At 55.4% G+C, this 16,317-nt stretch carries 14 protein-coding genes; 3 read left to right on the forward strand and 11 right to left on the reverse strand.

Annotated elements, in window-relative coordinates; all coding sequences use genetic code 11:
- Window position 1: 1 nt before the first annotated feature.
- The 11 genes from mraY to leuO all read right to left on the reverse strand — a co-directional run bounded on the left by mraY (window position 2) and on the right by leuO (window position 12,859).
- Window positions 2–1,084 (reverse strand): phospho-N-acetylmuramoyl-pentapeptide-transferase, encoded by a 1,083-nt coding sequence (mraY, locus tag ACKLKD_RS14070; RefSeq protein ID WP_004204335.1) that lies wholly within the window; start codon window positions 1,082–1,084, stop codon window positions 2–4.
- Window positions 1,078–2,436, reverse strand: a complete 1,359-nt coding sequence (murF, locus tag ACKLKD_RS14075; protein WP_087805027.1) for a UDP-N-acetylmuramoyl-tripeptide--D-alanyl-D-alanine ligase — start codon at window positions 2,434–2,436, stop codon at window positions 1,078–1,080. Before murF ends, mraY begins: the two co-directional genes overlap by 7 nt.
- Complete coding sequence (gene murE, locus ACKLKD_RS14080; protein WP_087805030.1) at window positions 2,433–3,920, reverse strand: UDP-N-acetylmuramoyl-L-alanyl-D-glutamate--2,6-diaminopimelate ligase; 1,488 nt, start codon at window positions 3,918–3,920, stop codon at window positions 2,433–2,435. The genes murF and murE overlap by 4 nt, the downstream gene beginning before the upstream one ends.
- Entirely contained in the window at window positions 3,907–5,673 is a 1,767-nt protein-coding gene (locus ACKLKD_RS14085) for a peptidoglycan glycosyltransferase FtsI (protein WP_004204330.1), read from the reverse strand. Before ACKLKD_RS14085 ends, murE begins: the two co-directional genes overlap by 14 nt.
- A gap of 15 nt (window positions 5,674–5,688) precedes the next feature.
- Window positions 5,689–6,054, reverse strand: a complete 366-nt coding sequence (ftsL, locus tag ACKLKD_RS14090; RefSeq protein WP_002888550.1) for a cell division protein FtsL — start codon at window positions 6,052–6,054, stop codon at window positions 5,689–5,691.
- The gene (gene rsmH / locus ACKLKD_RS14095; protein WP_025711004.1) at window positions 6,051–6,992 is read right to left on the reverse strand and encodes a 16S rRNA (cytosine(1402)-N(4))-methyltransferase RsmH; all 942 of its coding nucleotides are present in this window, start codon (window positions 6,990–6,992) and stop codon (window positions 6,051–6,053) included. The genes ftsL and rsmH overlap by 4 nt, the downstream gene beginning before the upstream one ends.
- Before the next feature lie 2 nt (window positions 6,993–6,994).
- Complete coding sequence (gene mraZ, locus ACKLKD_RS14100) at window positions 6,995–7,453, reverse strand: division/cell wall cluster transcriptional repressor MraZ (RefSeq protein ID WP_004204327.1); 459 nt, start codon at window positions 7,451–7,453, stop codon at window positions 6,995–6,997.
- A 639-nt stretch (window positions 7,454–8,092) separates the two neighbouring features.
- On the reverse strand, window positions 8,093–9,097 hold the full coding sequence (cra, locus tag ACKLKD_RS14105; RefSeq protein WP_080897858.1) for a catabolite repressor/activator: 1,005 nt from the start codon (window positions 9,095–9,097) through the stop codon (window positions 8,093–8,095).
- A 181-nt stretch (window positions 9,098–9,278) separates the two neighbouring features.
- Window positions 9,279–9,770, reverse strand: coding sequence for an acetolactate synthase small subunit (ilvN, locus tag ACKLKD_RS14110; RefSeq protein ID WP_025711006.1), 492 nt, complete (start codon window positions 9,768–9,770; stop codon window positions 9,279–9,281).
- Window positions 9,771–9,772: 2 nt separating this feature from the next.
- Entirely contained in the window at window positions 9,773–11,497 is a 1,725-nt protein-coding gene (ilvI, locus tag ACKLKD_RS14115; protein ID WP_025711007.1) for an acetolactate synthase 3 large subunit, read from the reverse strand.
- Between the two features lie 393 nt (window positions 11,498–11,890).
- Window positions 11,891–12,859 (reverse strand): transcriptional regulator LeuO, encoded by a 969-nt coding sequence (leuO, locus tag ACKLKD_RS14120; RefSeq protein WP_087805032.1) that lies wholly within the window; start codon window positions 12,857–12,859, stop codon window positions 11,891–11,893.
- Between the two features lie 613 nt (window positions 12,860–13,472).
- Between leuO and leuL the strand changes: the two genes are divergently transcribed.
- The 3 genes from leuL (at window position 13,473) to leuB (ending at window position 16,317) form a co-directional block, all read left to right on the forward strand.
- Complete coding sequence (gene leuL / locus ACKLKD_RS14125) at window positions 13,473–13,559, forward strand: leu operon leader peptide (RefSeq protein WP_017901192.1); 87 nt, start codon at window positions 13,473–13,475, stop codon at window positions 13,557–13,559.
- Between the two features lie 95 nt (window positions 13,560–13,654).
- Window positions 13,655–15,226: a 2-isopropylmalate synthase gene (leuA, locus tag ACKLKD_RS14130; RefSeq protein WP_025711009.1), complete on the forward strand. Its 1,572-nt coding sequence runs from the start codon at window positions 13,655–13,657 to the stop codon at window positions 15,224–15,226.
- Complete coding sequence (gene leuB, locus ACKLKD_RS14135) at window positions 15,226–16,317, forward strand: 3-isopropylmalate dehydrogenase (RefSeq protein ID WP_025711010.1); 1,092 nt, start codon at window positions 15,226–15,228, stop codon at window positions 16,315–16,317. The genes leuA and leuB overlap by 1 nt, the downstream gene beginning before the upstream one ends.

A 16,317-nucleotide genomic window follows, 5' to 3' on the forward strand; every position in this document is an offset into this window, starting at 1 on the left:
ATTAACGTACCTTCAGCGTCGCCAGGCCAATCAGCACCAGCATCAGCGAAATAATCCAGAAGCGCACGATAACGCGCGGTTCCGGCCAGCCTTTCAGTTCATAGTGGTGGTGAATCGGCGCCATACGGAAGATGCGCTGGCCGCGCAGCTTGAATGAGCCGACCTGCAGGATCACCGACAGGGTTTCCACGACGAAAACGCCGCCCATGATCACCAGCAGGAACTCCTGACGCAGCAGCACGGCGATAATGCCCAGCGCGCCGCCGAGCGCCAGCGAACCGACGTCGCCCATAAAGACCTGCGCCGGATAGGTGTTGAACCACAGGAACCCCAGCCCCGCGCCGACAATCGCCGTACAAACGATCACCAGCTCGCCGGCATGGCGCAGATATGGAATGTGCAGATAGTTGGCGAAGTTCATGTTGCCGGTGGCCCATGCCACCAGCGCAAAGCCCGCGGCAACGAAAACGGTCGGCATAATCGCCAGGCCGTCGAGGCCGTCGGTCAGGTTGACCGCATTGCCGGTACCGACGATAACGAAGTAAGCCAGCAGGATATAGAACAGGCCCAGCTGCGGCATCACGTCTTTAAAGAACGGCACCACCAGCTCGGTTGCTGGGGTGTCTTTCCCCGCCAGATACAGCGCGAAGGCCACGCCCAGGGCGATCACCGACATCCAGAAATACTTCCAGCGGGCGATCAGGCCTTTGGTATCTTTGCGCACGACTTTACGGTAATCGTCAACAAAGCCGATGATCCCGTAGCCGATTAATACCGTCAGTACGCACCAGACGTAGGGGTTGGACGGATAGGCCCACAGCAGAACGGACACGGTGATCGCGGTGAGGATCATGATCCCGCCCATGGTCGGCGTGCCGCGTTTGCTGAAGTGGGACTCAGGACCGTCGTTACGTACGACCTGACCAAAGGAGAGTTTTTGCAGACGGGCGATCATGCGCGGGCCCATCCACAACGAGATGAACAGCGCGGTCAGCAGGCTGACAATGGCGCGAAACGTCAGATAGGAAAAGACGTTAAAGCCGGAATAATATTTGACCAAATGTTCGGCCAGCCATACTAACATGTCCCAGTCTCCTGTAATGCGCGTACTACCTCTTCCATGGCGGCACTACGTGAACCCTTCACTAAAATGGTCATTATCTTGTGCTCCGCCAGCAGCTCGCGCAGGCGAGCCACCACGGCGGCTTTATCGTTAAAATGTTCGCCCACGCCGCTGGCGCGGCTGATATCCGCACTCAAAGTGCCGACGCTGAGGACACAATCCAGACCCGCGGCTTTCGCCGCTTCGCCGACTTCGCGATGACAGGCCGCGCTTTCCGCGCCAAGCTCCGCCATATCGCCGACGACCATCGTCCGGAAGCCGGGCATCTCTGACAGCACCTGCACTGCTGCGGTCATCGAACCGACGTTGGCGTTATAGGAGTCATCCAGCAGCAGCTGGCTCTCATTAAGCTGGATCGGAAACAGACGTCCCGGAACGGCCTGCAGCTGCGCCAGCCCGGCTTTTACCGCCGCCAGATCGGCGCCTACCGCCATCGCCAGCGAGGTCGCCGCCAGCGCGTTAGCGATGTTGTGACGACCCGGTAGCGGCAGCAGCACGTCAACGTTGCCGGTTGGCGTCTGCAGCGTAAACTCGGTGCCGCGGCTGGTGATCTGCACGTTGGTTGCCGTGAAATCGCTGTTGGCCGCGTTCGGCGAGAAGCGCCACACTTTGCGATCGCCAATCACCGCCTGCCAGTTCAGCCAGTCGTTATTGTCGGCATTGAGAATAGCGATGCCATTTTCCGGCAGACCGGTATAGATTTCGCCCTTGGCCTTCGCCACGCCCGCCAGCGAGCCGAAGCCTTCGAGGTGCGCGGCAGCAAGGTTGTTAACCAGCGCCGCTTCCGGACGCGTCAGACTGACGGTCCAGGCGATTTCGCCCTGGTGGTTGGCGCCAAGTTCAATCACCGCGTACTGATGCTCTTTGGTCAGACGCAGCAGGGTCATCGGTACGCCGATATCGTTGTTCAGGTTGCCGGCGGTATACAGCGTGTTACCGCACTGGCTGAGGATCGCCGCGGTCATCTCTTTGACCGAGGTTTTGCCCGACGAGCCGGTCAGGGCGACGACGCGGGTCGGTACCTGCTGACGCACCCAGGCGGCTAACTCGCCGAAAGCCTGCCGGGTATCTTTCACGATCACCTGAGGGAGATCGCAGGCCAATGGGCGGCTAACCAGCAGCGCGCCGGCGCCAGCGGCTTTCGCCTGTTCGGCAAAATCATGGGCATCGAAACGCTCGCCTTTCAGCGCCACAAACAGGCAGCCTGCCGTCACTTTACGGGTATCGGAGGTCACCTCGTCGATAGCGATATCGCTACCCTGCAGTTCGCCATGGGTGATAGCGGCGAGCTGGCTTAACGTAAAGCGAGTCATGCTACCGCTCCCAGCAGACGCGCGACGGTCACGCGGTCGGAATAATCCAGACGACGGTTGCCGACTATCTGGTAATCTTCATGGCCTTTACCCGCTACCAGCACAACGTCATTCTCTTTCGCCTGCATGACGGCATTAGTCACTGCTTCCGCGCGGCCTTCCATCACCTTCGCATGACCCGCATCGAGCATGCCGGCCAGAATATCGTTGATAATCGCCCGCGGCTCTTCGGTGCGCGGGTTATCATCGGTCACCACGACGATATCGGCGAACTCTTCCGCAATCGCCCCCATCAGCGGACGCTTGCCTTTATCACGGTCGCCGCCGCAGCCGAAAACGCACCACAGCTTGCCGCTGCAGTGCAGACGCGCAGCCTGCAGCGCTTTTTCCAGCGCATCAGGCGTATGGGCATAATCCACCACCACGGCCGGTTTACCCGGCGCACTGAACACTTCCATACGGCCGCACACCGGCTGTAAACGCGCGGCAGTTTTCAGCAGATCCGCCAGCGGATAGCCCAGCGCCAGCAGCGTGGCCAGCGCCAGCAGCAGGTTGCTGACGTTAAAGGCACCCATCAGACGGCTTTCGATTTCACCCTGACCCCAGCTGGAGTCAAACTGGATAGTGGCGCCGCTGTCGTGATAATTGACCGCGGTCGCCTTCAGCCAGCGGCCGTGGCAGTTCGGATTGATGTGATCTTCCATCGATACCGCCACCGCATCCGGTAACTTCGCCAGCCAGCGACGCCCCACTTCATCGTCCGCGTTGACGATAGCCTGGCCGCTATGGTGGGTGGAGTACAGCAGCCATTTCGCCGCTTCGTAGTGTTCCATGTCGCCATGGTAGTCCAGGTGATCCCGGCTCAGGTTAGTAAACACCGAGGCGGCAAACTGCAGTGCCGCCACGCGGTGCTGCACCAGACCGTGGGATGAGACTTCCATCGCGCCGAAGGTAGCCCCTTGCTCGACCAGACTGGAGAGCACATGCTGAACGTCTACCGCAGAACCGGTGGTGTTTTCGGTCGGCACGACTTTATCCAGCAGGCCGTTGCCCACGGTCCCCATCACCGCGCTGGTTTCGCCCAGCAGCTTCGCCCACTGCGCCAGCAGTTGGGTGGTAGTGGTTTTCCCGTTGGTTCCGGTTACGCCAACCAGACGCAGCTGCTGCGACGGCTGATGATAAAAACGCCCGGCCAGGGCCGACAAACGTTCGTTAAGCTGGCTCAGGAAGATAACCGGTACGCCGTGCATTTCACGGATTTCACCGTCTTCGGCCTCACCCTGTGCTTCAGCAATAATGGCAGCCACACCTTGCGCTATCGCCTGCGGGATATAACGACGCCCGTCCGCCTGATGACCCTGTACCGCGATAAAGAGATCGCCGGAAGCAGCCACCCGGCTGTCCAGCGTCATCTCTCGCAGAATGCGCTCCGGTGCGTTTGGCACCCACGGAGCGAGTAGGTCGCGCAAATTACGATCTGCCACCTGTTCCCTCGCCTTGATTAATTACAAATTCACTTTTTTCGCCCGTTGCCAGCGCATCCGGTTCGATGTTCATGGTGCGCAATACGCCGCCCATGATGGCACCGAAGACCGGCGCGGAAACGGCGCCACCGTAGTATTTACCTGCCTGCGGGTCGTTGATCACCACCACCAGCGCGAAGCGCGGATGGCTGGCGGGCGCAACGCCTGCGGTGTAAGCAATATATTTGTTGATATAGCGGCCATCCGGCCCCACTTTTTTCGCCGTACCGGTTTTAATCGCGATGCGATAGCCTTTGATCGCCGCTTTCACGCCGCCGCCGCCGGGCAGCGCCACGCTTTCCATCATATGGACGACGGTACGAACGAGTGATTCCGGGAAGACGCGCTCGCCCGGAACCGGTGGATCAACCTTGGTAATCGACAGCGGACGATAGATGCCGTAACTGCCAATCGTTGCGTAGACTCGCGCTAACTGTAACGGGGTTACCATTAGCCCGTAGCCGAAAGAAAAGGTGGCCCTCTCTATGTCAGACCACCGTTGTTTTTGAGGATATAAGCCACTGCGTTCTCCGACCAACCCCAAATTGGTCGCCTTTCCAAGCCCAAAACGTGAGTAAGTATCTACTAACGCTGAGGACGGCATCGCTAACGCCAGCTTAGAAACACCGACGTTACTCGACTTCTGCAGCACCCCGGTCAGGGTCAATTCGCTATAGCGTGCCACGTCTTTGATTTCGTGGCCGTTAATTCGATAAGGGACTGTGTTGAGTACGGTATTCTCATTGACGATACCGCGCTGCAGCGCGGTCATCACCACCATCGGTTTGACCGTTGAACCCGGTTCGAACACATCGGTGATGGCGCGGTTACGCATGGTGTCTTTTGCCGTACCAGCAAAGTTATTCGGGTTATAAGATGGGCTATTGGCCATAGCCAGCACTTCACCGGTGTTAACGTCTACTAACACGGCGCTGCCCGACTCGGCTTTGTTAAAGGCCACGGCGTTGTTCAGCTCGCGATAGACCAGCGCCTGCAGGCGTTCGTCGATACTCAGCGCCAGATTGTGCGCCGCCTGGCTGTCGGTAGAAGAGATGTCTTCAATCACCCGGCCATAGCGGTCTTTACGCACGATACGTTCGCCCGGCTGACCGGTGAGCCATTTATCAAAGCTTTTTTCGACCCCTTCAATCCCCTGGCTATCAACGTTGGTGAAGCCAATGAGGTGAGCGGTTACTTCGCCTGAAGGATAGTAACGGCGAGACTCTTCGCGCAGATGAATCCCCGGCAGCTTCAGTTTTTTGATGTAGTCGGCCATATCAGGGTTAACCTGACGTGCCAGATAGATAAAACGCATCCGCGGATTGGTATTGATGCGCGTTGCCAGCTGATCCAGCGGCATATTGAGGGCATCCGCCAGCGCCTTCCAGCGCGTATCCAGGGTGACGCCGCCGGCGTCGTGGAGTTCCTTCGGATCGGCCCAGATAGCTTTCACCGGCACGCTGACCGCCAGCGGCCGTCCGGAACGGTCGGTAATCATCCCGCGCGCGGTCGATACCTCCTGCACGCGCAGCGAGCGCATATCGCCCTGACGCACCAGCATATCCGGGCTAACCACCTGCAACCAGGCGACGCGCCCGAGCAGAAAAGCCAGCGCCAGCAGAATGCAGCCGCACAGCAACGCAAAACGCCAACTGATAAAGTTGGCCTGTTCTTCCTGACGTTTTGCTTTTGGCGTTTTTGGCGCTGCTTTCATCCGTCGCAATAATCCTTATTTCTGTACAACGATATTTTCTTGTGATGGATCGACATGTTGCATCTGCAACTTCTCGGTCGCGATCCGCTCAACCCGGCTGTGATCGCCGAGCGCGTTCTCTTCGAGGATCAGGTTGCGCCACTCAATGTCCAAAGCATCGCGTTCCAGAACCAGCTGTTCACGCTGCGCGGTCAACAGGCGCGTGTGATGCGCGGTGGTGACCACAGTAATCGCCGTAATAATGATGCAAATGAACAGGCAGAGTGGCAGCTTCCCAAACCGCAGGAGGTCGTCACCGATCACGCCAGGCAAAGCATGGCGCTCGTTGCTTCCTATCGACCCTTTAACCTTGCTTAAGGCCTCTGTCACTCTGCCGATCATGCGTTCGTCCTCTCTGCAATACGCAGCACTGAACTACGGGCACGTGGATTCTCTGCCACCTCTTCTTCGCCCGGCATCAACTTGCCTAGTGCTCGCAGCTCACGGCCGCCCAGTTTTTTGAGCTGCGCTTCGGTCATCGGTATTCCTGCCGGAACCTGCGGACCGCGACTTTGCTCACGCATAAAGCGTTTCACAATGCGATCTTCCAGCGAATGAAAACTAATGATCGACAGCCGCCCACCCGGGGCCAGCACGCTGAGCGAGCTTTTTAGCGCCTGCTCTATCTCCTCCAGTTCACTGTTTACCCAAATGCGCACCGCCTGGAAGGTACGGGTCGCGGGATGTTTGTGCTTATCTTTTACCGGCATCGCAGCGGCGATGACCTCCGCCAGCTCTTTGGTACGGGTCATCGGTTCAATCCGATTACGTTCAACGATCGCCCGGGCGATACGCTTACCGAAACGCTCTTCGCCAAAGGTTTTGATTACCCAGGCGATATCGGCTTCTTCAGCCGTCTGCAGCCATTCGGCCGCGGACTGACCGCGCGTTGGATCCATGCGCATATCCAGCGGCCCGTCACGCATAAAGGAAAAGCCGCGCTCCGCGTCATCAAGCTGCGGGGAGGAGACGCCGAGATCGAGCAAAATGCCGTCGATTTTGCCGGTAAGATTGCGCTCGGCGACATAGTCTGCGAGCTGTGAAAAGGGACCATGCACGATGGAAAAGCGGGGATCATCGATGGTTTGCGCGACGGCAATGGCCTGCGGATCGCGATCAATTGCCAGCAGGCGTCCTTCCGCCCCCAGTTGGGAGAGGATCAGGCGCGAGTGGCCACCGCGACCAAAAGTACCATCAATATAGATACCGTCTGGACGAATATTGAGGCCATTCACGGCTTCATCCAGAAGTACCGTAGTGTGTTTAAAATTTTCCATCATTTTTATAAGGACAAATCCTGCAGGCGCTCCGACAGTTCACCGGTCGCGGACTGCTCAGCGTCGATATCTTCCTTGACCCGTTGATACCAGGTCGTTTCGTCCCACAGTTCAAATTTATTAAACTGCCCGACCAGCATCACTTCTTTTGTCAGCCCGGCATGTTGCCGTAACACCGGCGCAATCAATAAGCGACCGGCATTATCCATCTGACATTCGCTGGCATGACCCAGAAGCAGACGCTGCACGCGCCGCTCAACGGGATTCATGCTCGATAAACGCGACAATTTCTGCTCGATGACTTCCCATTCAGGCAATGGATAAAGCAGCAGGCACGGGTGATGAATGTCAATGGTGCATACCAATTGACCGGCAGCGTCCTCGATCAGCCCATCGCGATAGCGCGTTGGCACGGCCAGGCGGCCTTTGCTGTCGAGATTGACTAACGTTGCTCCACGGAACATGCCAGCCTCACCCCTTTTCGCCACTTTACCCCACAAATTCCCACCAGAAGGAGTTTACGGAGCGGAGGAAAAGCTTGTCAAGCCAGCACGGATGCCAACGGAGCTCAAAAACCCATTATTTACAGCCGACATTAGCCCTGATGAAAAAATCATCAACAGGCGAGGCAAATTAACGTTATGAATACGTGTAAGAAAATAACCAACAAACTCGTAACAGTTATAAACAGCAAAATATCTTCGGCGGGAAAATATAAAGTGTCAGTTTGCGACGCGAGCGGCATTTTAGGCCATTATGCCGGCCGTTAACAGTACCTGTTGCTGGCTGAAGGGCCGACCAGATGCGGGATAAGGTGAGAGAGCGGAACCGGCGTGAACAAAATGAGTGTTAATTCAGCAATTAACCCGGTGAATGTAACAAAATAATACAATTAAAGGCCGGATAAACATTTTCCAGGCGCTGTTTTGCCTGACAAAACGTTTGCTCAGGAATAAACAAAATAACGCGTAAAAAAGTTTAGGGATTTGTCTGAAATATATTCAGTTTTGCTTTTTTGACATCCGTTGCCTGATTTATCGCCAAAGGCCTGCCTTGTGGCAGGCCTGCCAGGAATAATCCTGGTCGCTGGCGATCTTTTGCCGTTAACGGCGATTCAGGCTGCCGCGGCGATAGAGATTACGGCGAATACGGCTGAGGCCCGGCTTCGGCTTGCGCGGTTCATCAAGGCTGGCGAGGACGATCTCCAGCACTCGTTCAGCCACATCGCGGTGACGCTGCGCCACGGCCAGTACCGGACACTGCAGGAAATCGAGGAGTTCGTTATCACCAAAGGTGGCGATTGCCAACTCGGAAGGCAGCTTGCCCTCGCGGCGCAAGGTCACATCCATCACGCCCTGCAGCAGTGGGAAAGAGGTGGTAAACAGCGCCTGTGGCATCGGATGCGTTTCCAGCCATCTCTCAAATAGCTGGGCCGCCGCTTCACGCTCATAGCTGTTGGCATAGAGATAGTGTACCTCGCGCGGATCGTCCTGCCAGGCTTTGCGGAAGCCCTGTTCGCGCAGGAAGCTCACCGACAGCTCCGGCAACGCCCCGAGATAAAGCACCGTTTCGCCCGGGAAAGTCCGCAACTCAGCAGCGAGCATCTCAGCGTCATCCTGGTCAGCGCCTACCACGCTGGTGAAGTGCTCGCGATCAAGGGCGCGGTCGAGGGCGACGATCGGAAACGGGTCGTTGGCCCAGCGCTGATAGAAAGGATGCTCCGGCGGCAGCGAGGTGGAGACGATAATCGCGTCAACCTGACGCTGCAGCAGGTGCTCAATGCAGCGCATTTCGTTATCAGGTTGATCCTCTGAACAGGCTATCAGCAGCTGATAGCCGCGCTGGCGTGCCTGACGTTCCAGATAATTTGCAATACGGGTATAGCTGGTGTTTTCCAGATCCGGAATCACCAGGCCGATAGAGCGTGTGCGTCCTGCACGCAGGCCAGCAGCGACCGCATTCGGATGATAGTTGTGCTCTCGCACCACAGCCATCACCTTCTCGACCGTTTTGTCGCTTACACGGTACTGCTTCGCTTTGCCATTAATCACATAGCTCGCGGTGGTTCTTGAAACACCGGCCAGCCGGGCGATTTCATCCAGTTTCACAATTGCCCCTTGGGTAAGAAGTGCCAAACATAACCATTATTCAGGTAAGGAACCCTTTTTATAACATCTAAACGCAGAATAGTTAGTGCAGCAACCGCTTTCGCTTACAGTTCCTACTGATTTCGCAAAAAAAATAGCCCGACAGTCGCTGTCGGGCTATTTTTACATCAGTTCCCGCTCATTAGCGCATGATTTTATCACCGCGAGACAGGCCAACCACGCCGGAGCGAGCCACTTCCACGATCCGAGCGACATCGCGCAGCGAAGCGAGAAAAGCATCAAGCTTATCGCTGGTACCGGCGAGCTGCACGGTATAGATAGCAGGCGTCACGTCAATAATCTGACCACGAAAGATTTCCGTGTTGCGCTTCACTTCTTCTCGGCCATAGCCGCTGGCCTGAACCTTCACCAGCATGATTTCGCGCTCAACATGAGCCCCCTGCCCCAGCTCACTAACCCGCAGGACATCCACCAGCTTGTGCAGCTGTTTTTCGATCTGCTCGATCGCTTTTTCATCGCCCACAGTCTGGATGGTCATCCTGGAGAGAGTGGGATCGTCCGTCGGCGCGACAGTCAGGCTTTCTATATTATAGCCGCGCTGGGAAAAGAGGCCGATAACGCGGGACAAAGCGCCCGATTCGTTTTCCAGTAATACCGATAATATCCGGCGCATAATCAGGTCCTCTCCGTTTTGCTCAACCACATCTCATCCATGCTGCCGCCGCGGATCTGCATGGGGTACACATGCTCACTGCCGTCGACGGTGACATCGACAAACACCAGCCGGCGCTGGCGCACCTGCTCCAGCGCTTCAGCCAGCTTCGGCTCCAGCTCCTGCGGCTCGCTGATGCGGATCCCGACGTGACCATAGGCTTCCGCCAGACGGACAAAGTCCGGTAGCGATTCCATATAGGACTGTGAGTGACGCCCGGAATAAAGCATATCCTGCCACTGCTTCACCATTCCGAGATAACGGTTGTTGAGGTTAAGCACCAGTACCGGCAGTTCGTACTGCAGCGCAGTAGAGAGTTCCTGAATGTTCATCTGGATACTGCCGTCGCCGGTGACGCAGACCACCATTTCGTCCGGCAGGGCCATTTTGACCCCCAGCGCAGCCGGTAAGCCGAAGCCCATGGTGCCGAGACCGCCGGAGTTAATCCAGCGCCGCGGTTTGTCAAAAGGATAATAGAGTGCAGCGAACATCTGATGCTGACCTACATCGGAAGTGACGTAGGCATCGCCATGCGTCAGACGCCAGATCGTTTCAATGACCGCCTGCGGCTTGATCTTATCGCTCTGCTCGTCGTAACGCAGACAATGGCGGGCGCGCCATTGCTCAATCTGCTGCCACCAGTCACGAATGTCATCCAGCGGCTGCTGCGCCTCTTCCTGCTCTAACAGCTCCAGCATCTGCTCCAGCACCAGGCGTGCATCGCCGACGATCGGCACATCCGCCGGTACCGTTTTCGAGATTGAGGTCGGATCGATATCAATATGCAGTACCGTCGCGTTCGGACAGTACTTGGCCAGATTATTGGTTGTCCTATCGTCGAAACGCACACCAACGGCGAAAATGACGTCTGAATGGTGCATCGTCATGTTGGCTTCATAGGTACCATGCATCCCCAACATCCCCAGCGCTTGCGCATGCGTCGCCGGGAAAGCGCCGAGTCCCATCAGGGACGAGGCTACCGGTAGCTTCAGCTTTTCCACCAGCTCGCGCAGCTGAGGTTCGCAATGCGCATTGATCGCCCCGCCGCCGACATAAACGACCGGTTTCTTCGCCGCCACCAGGGTCTGCAGGGCACGTTTAATCTGTCCTTTATGACCGCTGGTCGTCGGATTATACGAACGCATACTGACCGAATCTGGCCAGGCGTACGGCAACTTTTTCGCCGGATTGAGAATATCTTTCGGCAGATCGACCACTACCGGCCCGGGACGACCGCTGGCCGCCAGCCAGAAGGCTTTCTTCAGTACGCCCGGAATATCTTCAGTCTGCTTCACCAGAAAACTGTGTTTTACCACCGGCCGGGAAATACCGACCATATCGCACTCCTGGAAAGCATCGTAGCCGATAAGCGATGTCGCCACCTGCCCGGAGAGGATCACCAGTGGGATGGAGTCCATATAAGCCGTCGCGATACCAGTGATCGCGTTCGTCGCCCCCGGGCCTGAGGTGACCAGCACCACGCCGACCTCTCCAGTCGCCCGTGCCAGACCATCCGCCATATGCACTGCGGCCTGCTCATGACGAACCAGCACATGATCGATACCGCCAAGGGTATGTAACGCATCATAGATATCGAGGACCGCGCCTCCGGGATAGCCGAATACTTGCTTGACGCCCTGATCGACAAGCGATTGGACGACCATCTCGGCTCCTGACAACATCTCCATGGTTTGCCTCCAGGCTTATTGTTTTACGACAGCGGAATTCAATTTCCGCGCGCTCGCACGATGCGAAGGAAAACCCTCCGCACTGAGGTGAATGGACTGCCTGCCACTACCATAACTGCTCGCCAGCGGGCAGGCAATTCGCCACCAGGCTAGCTTTCCTTGCGTAATAAGAAGAAAAGAAAGCGGAGAGATGAAAATATGGTGGAATGCTTCAGAGATAAGAAAAGGGAATAGTAAATACTCGGGGAAAAGGCGCGTTTACAGGAATTGATCCATTTTTCATGCACGCGTCAAGCCATGCCGACAACGTGAACAGAATAAAATTCTGCATTATCGAATTTTAATCATATAAAAAAAAAGGAGCCGAAGCTCCTTTCACCCCTGCGCCATGACTTAGCGCTTACAAATATCCACTAGCAGCTCTTCCATCCATTGGTGGCCTTTATCACGACCGGCGGCTTCATGCCAGGAGAGATAGCAGGTCCGGCTGTTAACCTTCAACGGCAACGGTAATATTTGCAGTGCTAATTGGTCGGCATACTCATTAGCCAGCCAGCGCGGTGCAATGGCAACCATCTGCGTTTGTGATACCACGTTTAATACGCTCACCATGGCATTTCCCTGATAGGCGATTCGCGCCTGTTTGTCGGCAGTGTCATACCACGGCTGGCTGAATGATGCATACCGGTCGAGAGCGACAGCAGCATGCTCTTCCTGGTAAATATCAGCCTCCATGACCGGCCCGGAAATACGAGGATGGTGGTGACTGGCAACCAAAACCATTTCATCTTTGAATAACGGCACGCAGGCAAACTCAGGGCGTCGGAACTCCTCATAGCTAATGACAAATTCCGTTTCCTGATAACGTAACTGATGTTCTGTATTTTGATTCAGCGCGGATTTAAAGACCAAATGAATATTGGGTGCGATCTCAGCGACTTTATTAAAAATGACCGATGTCAGGATGTTATCCAGCGGACTGCATACGCATAGATGGAAAACGCGCTCACTGCTCAGCGGTTCAAAACCGGATCCCGGCAGTTCGTTTTGCACCAGCTGCAGCGCCTGACGAACCGAACCAAACAGCTGATAGGCCCGCGCTGTTGGCTGGATGCCGCGGCCATAGCGCACAAACAGTTCGTCATTAAACATCACCTTCAGGCGCGATACGGCATTGCTCACTGCGGGCTGCGACATGCCGAGTGCATGGGCCGCACGGGTAATATTCTGCTCTTGCATAACCGCATCAAAAACGGTGAGCAGATTGAGATCAACCATCCGTAGTTGAGGTTTAACGACTTCCTGTCCGGGGGCTGTTTTATATTCTGGACTTTCAATTAACATATCTAACTCCGCCGTCACGATGAATTCCCTTTACTAAATCACTATAATTAGCGTCAAAAATATCATTTATCATGTAAATGACATTTGCAAAATAGCAAAGGAGATTTTTAGGAATATATCAAGGCTATGAGTGGCAGTGAAAAAAGGTACTTACGGGAAAAATAAACCACTTAAACCATACCAATTACTTAATGATGATGAGTGTAACCATAAACCACAAAAATAAAAACAGCACCGACAGTTAAGTGTAATTTAAGCATTAATAAAGCATTTTATTTTTAATACCATAAAATTAACAAGCCATTATCATTGAAAAATATTCCGTTAGCGCTCGAATACATTCACATGAAAAATAAATTTAATATTTTCATTCAGATAGCGCTTTCTTGCCGTCTCGAGCACCGCTCCCGATTGACGACATGTTGAATGCAAAGCATTTTTTCAAATGAAACAAATGCGGGCCTCGCCGCGCGAGTCCAAAAAAGGATCTTCGGCAAAACAGGTACTGTATCAGCACATTTTGCTAATTCCGTCAGTCAGTGCAAACCGCTTTTTCCGCGTCAGGGGTTGACTTTAAAACGGCTATCCAGTAACTCTAAAAGCATAACGATTTCATCTGGAGTTTGACGCAATGATTCGCACCACTCGTATCACCAGCCTACTACTACTAAACGCATGCCATTTGCGCGGTAGGCTGTTGGGCGACGTTCAGCGTTAAGTCATCTTCCAGCAAGACTATAAAACCCGCGCCTTGGCGCGGGTTTTTTTATGCTCGTCAACAAGGCGCCAGGACACAGACTAAGGATCCAAACCATGAGCCAGCAAGTCATTATTTTCGATACGACCTTACGTGATGGCGAACAAGCGTTACAGGCAAGCCTGAGTGTCAAAGAGAAACTGCAGATCGCTCTGGCCCTTGAGCGGATGGGTGTCGATGTAATGGAGGTCGGTTTCCCGGTTTCCTCTCCGGGCGATTTTGAATCAGTGCAAACCATCGCGCGCACCATTAAAAACAGCCGTGTTTGCGCCCTGGCGCGCTGCGTCGAGAAAGACATCGACGTGGCGGCGGAATCCTTAAAGGTAGCCGAAGCTTTCCGCATCCATACCTTTATTGCCACCTCGCCGATGCACATCGCCACCAAACTGCGCAGTACCCTGGATGAAGTCATTGAGCGTGCGGTCTATATGGTGAAGCGGGCGCGCAACTATACTGACGACGTTGAATTCTCCTGTGAAGACGCCGGCCGTACGCCGATTGCCGATCTGGCTCGCGTCGTGGAAGCGGCAATCAACGCTGGCGCCACCACCATCAATATCCCGGATACCGTCGGCTACACCATGCCGTTCGAATACGCCAACATCATCAGCGGCCTGTATGAGCGCGTACCGAATATCGACAAAGCGATTATTTCCGTCCACACCCATGATGACCTGGGTATCGCCGTCGGTAACGCCCTCGCCGCCGTCCACGCCGGGGCGCGCCAGGTCGAAGGCGCGATGAACGGTATTGGCGAGCGCGCCGGAAACTGCGCGCTGGAAGAAGTGATCATGGCAATCAAAGTGCGCAAAGACATCATGAATGTGCACACCAACATTAATCATCATGAAATCTGGCGCACCAGCCAGACCGTCAGCCAAATCTGCAATATGCCGATCCCGGCCAACAAAGCTATCGTCGGCACCGGCGCCTTCGCCCACTCCTCTGGCATCCACCAGGACGGCGTGCTGAAGAACCGCGAAAACTACGAGATCATGACCCCGGAATCTATCGGCCTGAACCAGGTGCAGCTGAACCTGACCTCCCGCTCCGGCCGCGCGGCGGTAAAACACCGGATGGAAGAGATGGGCTACCAGGAGAGCGATTACAACTTGGATCATCTGTACGACGCGTTCCTGAAGCTGGCGGACAAAAAGGGCCAGGTCTTTGATTACGATCTGGAAGCGCTGGCGTTTATTAACAAACAACAGGAAGAGCCGGAGCATTTCCGTCTGGATTACTTCAACGTCCAGTCCGGCTCCAGCGATATCGCTACCGCATCGATCAAGCTGGTCTGCGGGGATGAAGTCAAAACTGAAGCCGCCAACGGCAATGGTCCGGTTGACGCTATCTACCAGGCGATTAACCGCGTTACCGATTACAACATTGAATTAGTGAAGTATGGCTTAAGCGCGAAAGGTCACGGCAAAGACGCCCTGGGCCAGGTGGATATCGTGGTTGACTATAACGGCCGCCGCTTCCATGGCGTCGGTCTGGCAACGGATATCGTTGAGTCGTCAGCAAAAGCCATGGTACACGTACTGAACAATATCTGGCGCGCCGCCGAAGTCGAAAAAGAATTGCAACGCAAAGCTCAGAATAAAGAGAACAATAAGGAAACCGTGTAATGTCGAAGAATTACCATATTGCCGTTTTGCCGGGTGATGGCATTGGCCCGGAAGTGATGAACCAGGCGATGAAAGTACTGGAAGCCGTGCGTCAACGTTTTGCCATGCACATTACTACCAGCCAATACGATGTCGGCGGGATTGCCATCGACCGCCAGGGTACCCCCCTGCCGCAGGCGACCGTCGCCGGATGCGAACAAGCCGATGCGATCCTGTTCGGCTCCGTTGGCGGCCCGAAATGGGAACATTTACCGCCTGCCGAGCAGCCAGAGCGTGGCGCGCTGCTGCCGCTGCGTAAACACTTCAAACTGTTCAGCAACCTGCGCCCGGCCAAACTGTATCAGGGGCTGGAAGCGTTCTGTCCGCTGCGTGCCGATATTGCTGCCAACGGCTTCGACATTCTCTGCGTTCGCGAACTCACCGGCGGCATTTACTTCGGCCAGCCGAAAGGCCGCGAAGGCAGCGGTCAACATGAGAAAGCCTTTGATACCGAGGTGTATCACCGCTTTGAGATCGAACGTATCGCGCGCATCGCTTTTGAATCCGCCCGTAAGCGTCGTCACAAAGTGACTTCCATCGATAAAGCTAACGTCCTGCAGTCGTCCATTCTGTGGCGCGAAATCGTCAGCGAGATTGGTAAAGAGTATCCGGACGTTGAGCTGGCACATATGTATATCGACAATGCCACCATGCAGTTGATTAAAGATCCGTCCCAGTTCGACGTGCTGCTGTGCTCCAACCTGTTTGGCGACATCCTCTCCGACGAGTGCGCGATGATCACCGGCTCGATGGGAATGCTGCCGTCCGCCAGCCTGAACGAAGAAGGTTTTGGTCTGTATGAGCCGGCGGGCGGTTCCGCACCGGATATCGCCGGTAAAAATATCGCCAACCCGATTGCGCAGATCCTCTCCCTGGCCCTGCTGTTGCGCTACAGCATGAATGCCAACGAGGCCGCTACCGCGATTGAAAACGCGATTAACCGCGCTTTAGAAGAAGGCGTTCGTACCGGCGACTTAGCGCGCGGCGCGGCGGCGGTCAGCACTGATGAAATGGGCGATATTATTGCCCGCTATGTCGCAGAAGGGGTGTAA

This window comes from Klebsiella sp. 10982 (genome assembly GCF_048589245.1).
Taxonomy (GTDB): Bacteria; Pseudomonadota; Gammaproteobacteria; order Enterobacterales; family Enterobacteriaceae; genus Klebsiella; species Klebsiella quasivariicola.

Bases quoted from the DNA above. Each gene is read 5' to 3' on its own strand.
- leuL (WP_017901192.1), top strand. From the start codon at position 13,473: ATGATTCGCACCACTCGTATCACCAGCCTACTACTACTAAACGCATGC.
- ftsL (WP_002888550.1), bottom strand. From the start codon at position 6,054: ATGATCGGCAGAGTGACAGAGGCCTTAAGCAAGGTTAAAGGGTCGATA.
- rsmH (WP_025711004.1), bottom strand. From the start codon at position 6,992: ATGATGGAAAATTTTAAACACACTACGGTACTTCTGGATGAAGCCGTG.
- mraY (WP_004204335.1), bottom strand. From the start codon at position 1,084: ATGTTAGTATGGCTGGCCGAACATTTGGTCAAATATTATTCCGGCTTT.
- leuB (WP_025711010.1), top strand. From the start codon at position 15,226: ATGTCGAAGAATTACCATATTGCCGTTTTGCCGGGTGATGGCATTGGC.
- murF (WP_087805027.1), bottom strand. From the start codon at position 2,436: ATGACTCGCTTTACGTTAAGCCAGCTCGCCGCTATCACCCATGGCGAA.
- leuA (WP_025711009.1), top strand. From the start codon at position 13,655: ATGAGCCAGCAAGTCATTATTTTCGATACGACCTTACGTGATGGCGAA.
- ilvI (WP_025711007.1), bottom strand. From the start codon at position 11,497: ATGGAGATGTTGTCAGGAGCCGAGATGGTCGTCCAATCGCTTGTCGAT.
- ACKLKD_RS14085 (WP_004204330.1), bottom strand. From the start codon at position 5,673: ATGAAAGCAGCGCCAAAAACGCCAAAAGCAAAACGTCAGGAAGAACAG.
- mraZ (WP_004204327.1), bottom strand. From the start codon at position 7,453: ATGTTCCGTGGAGCAACGTTAGTCAATCTCGACAGCAAAGGCCGCCTG.
- ilvN (WP_025711006.1), bottom strand. From the start codon at position 9,770: ATGCGCCGGATATTATCGGTATTACTGGAAAACGAATCGGGCGCTTTG.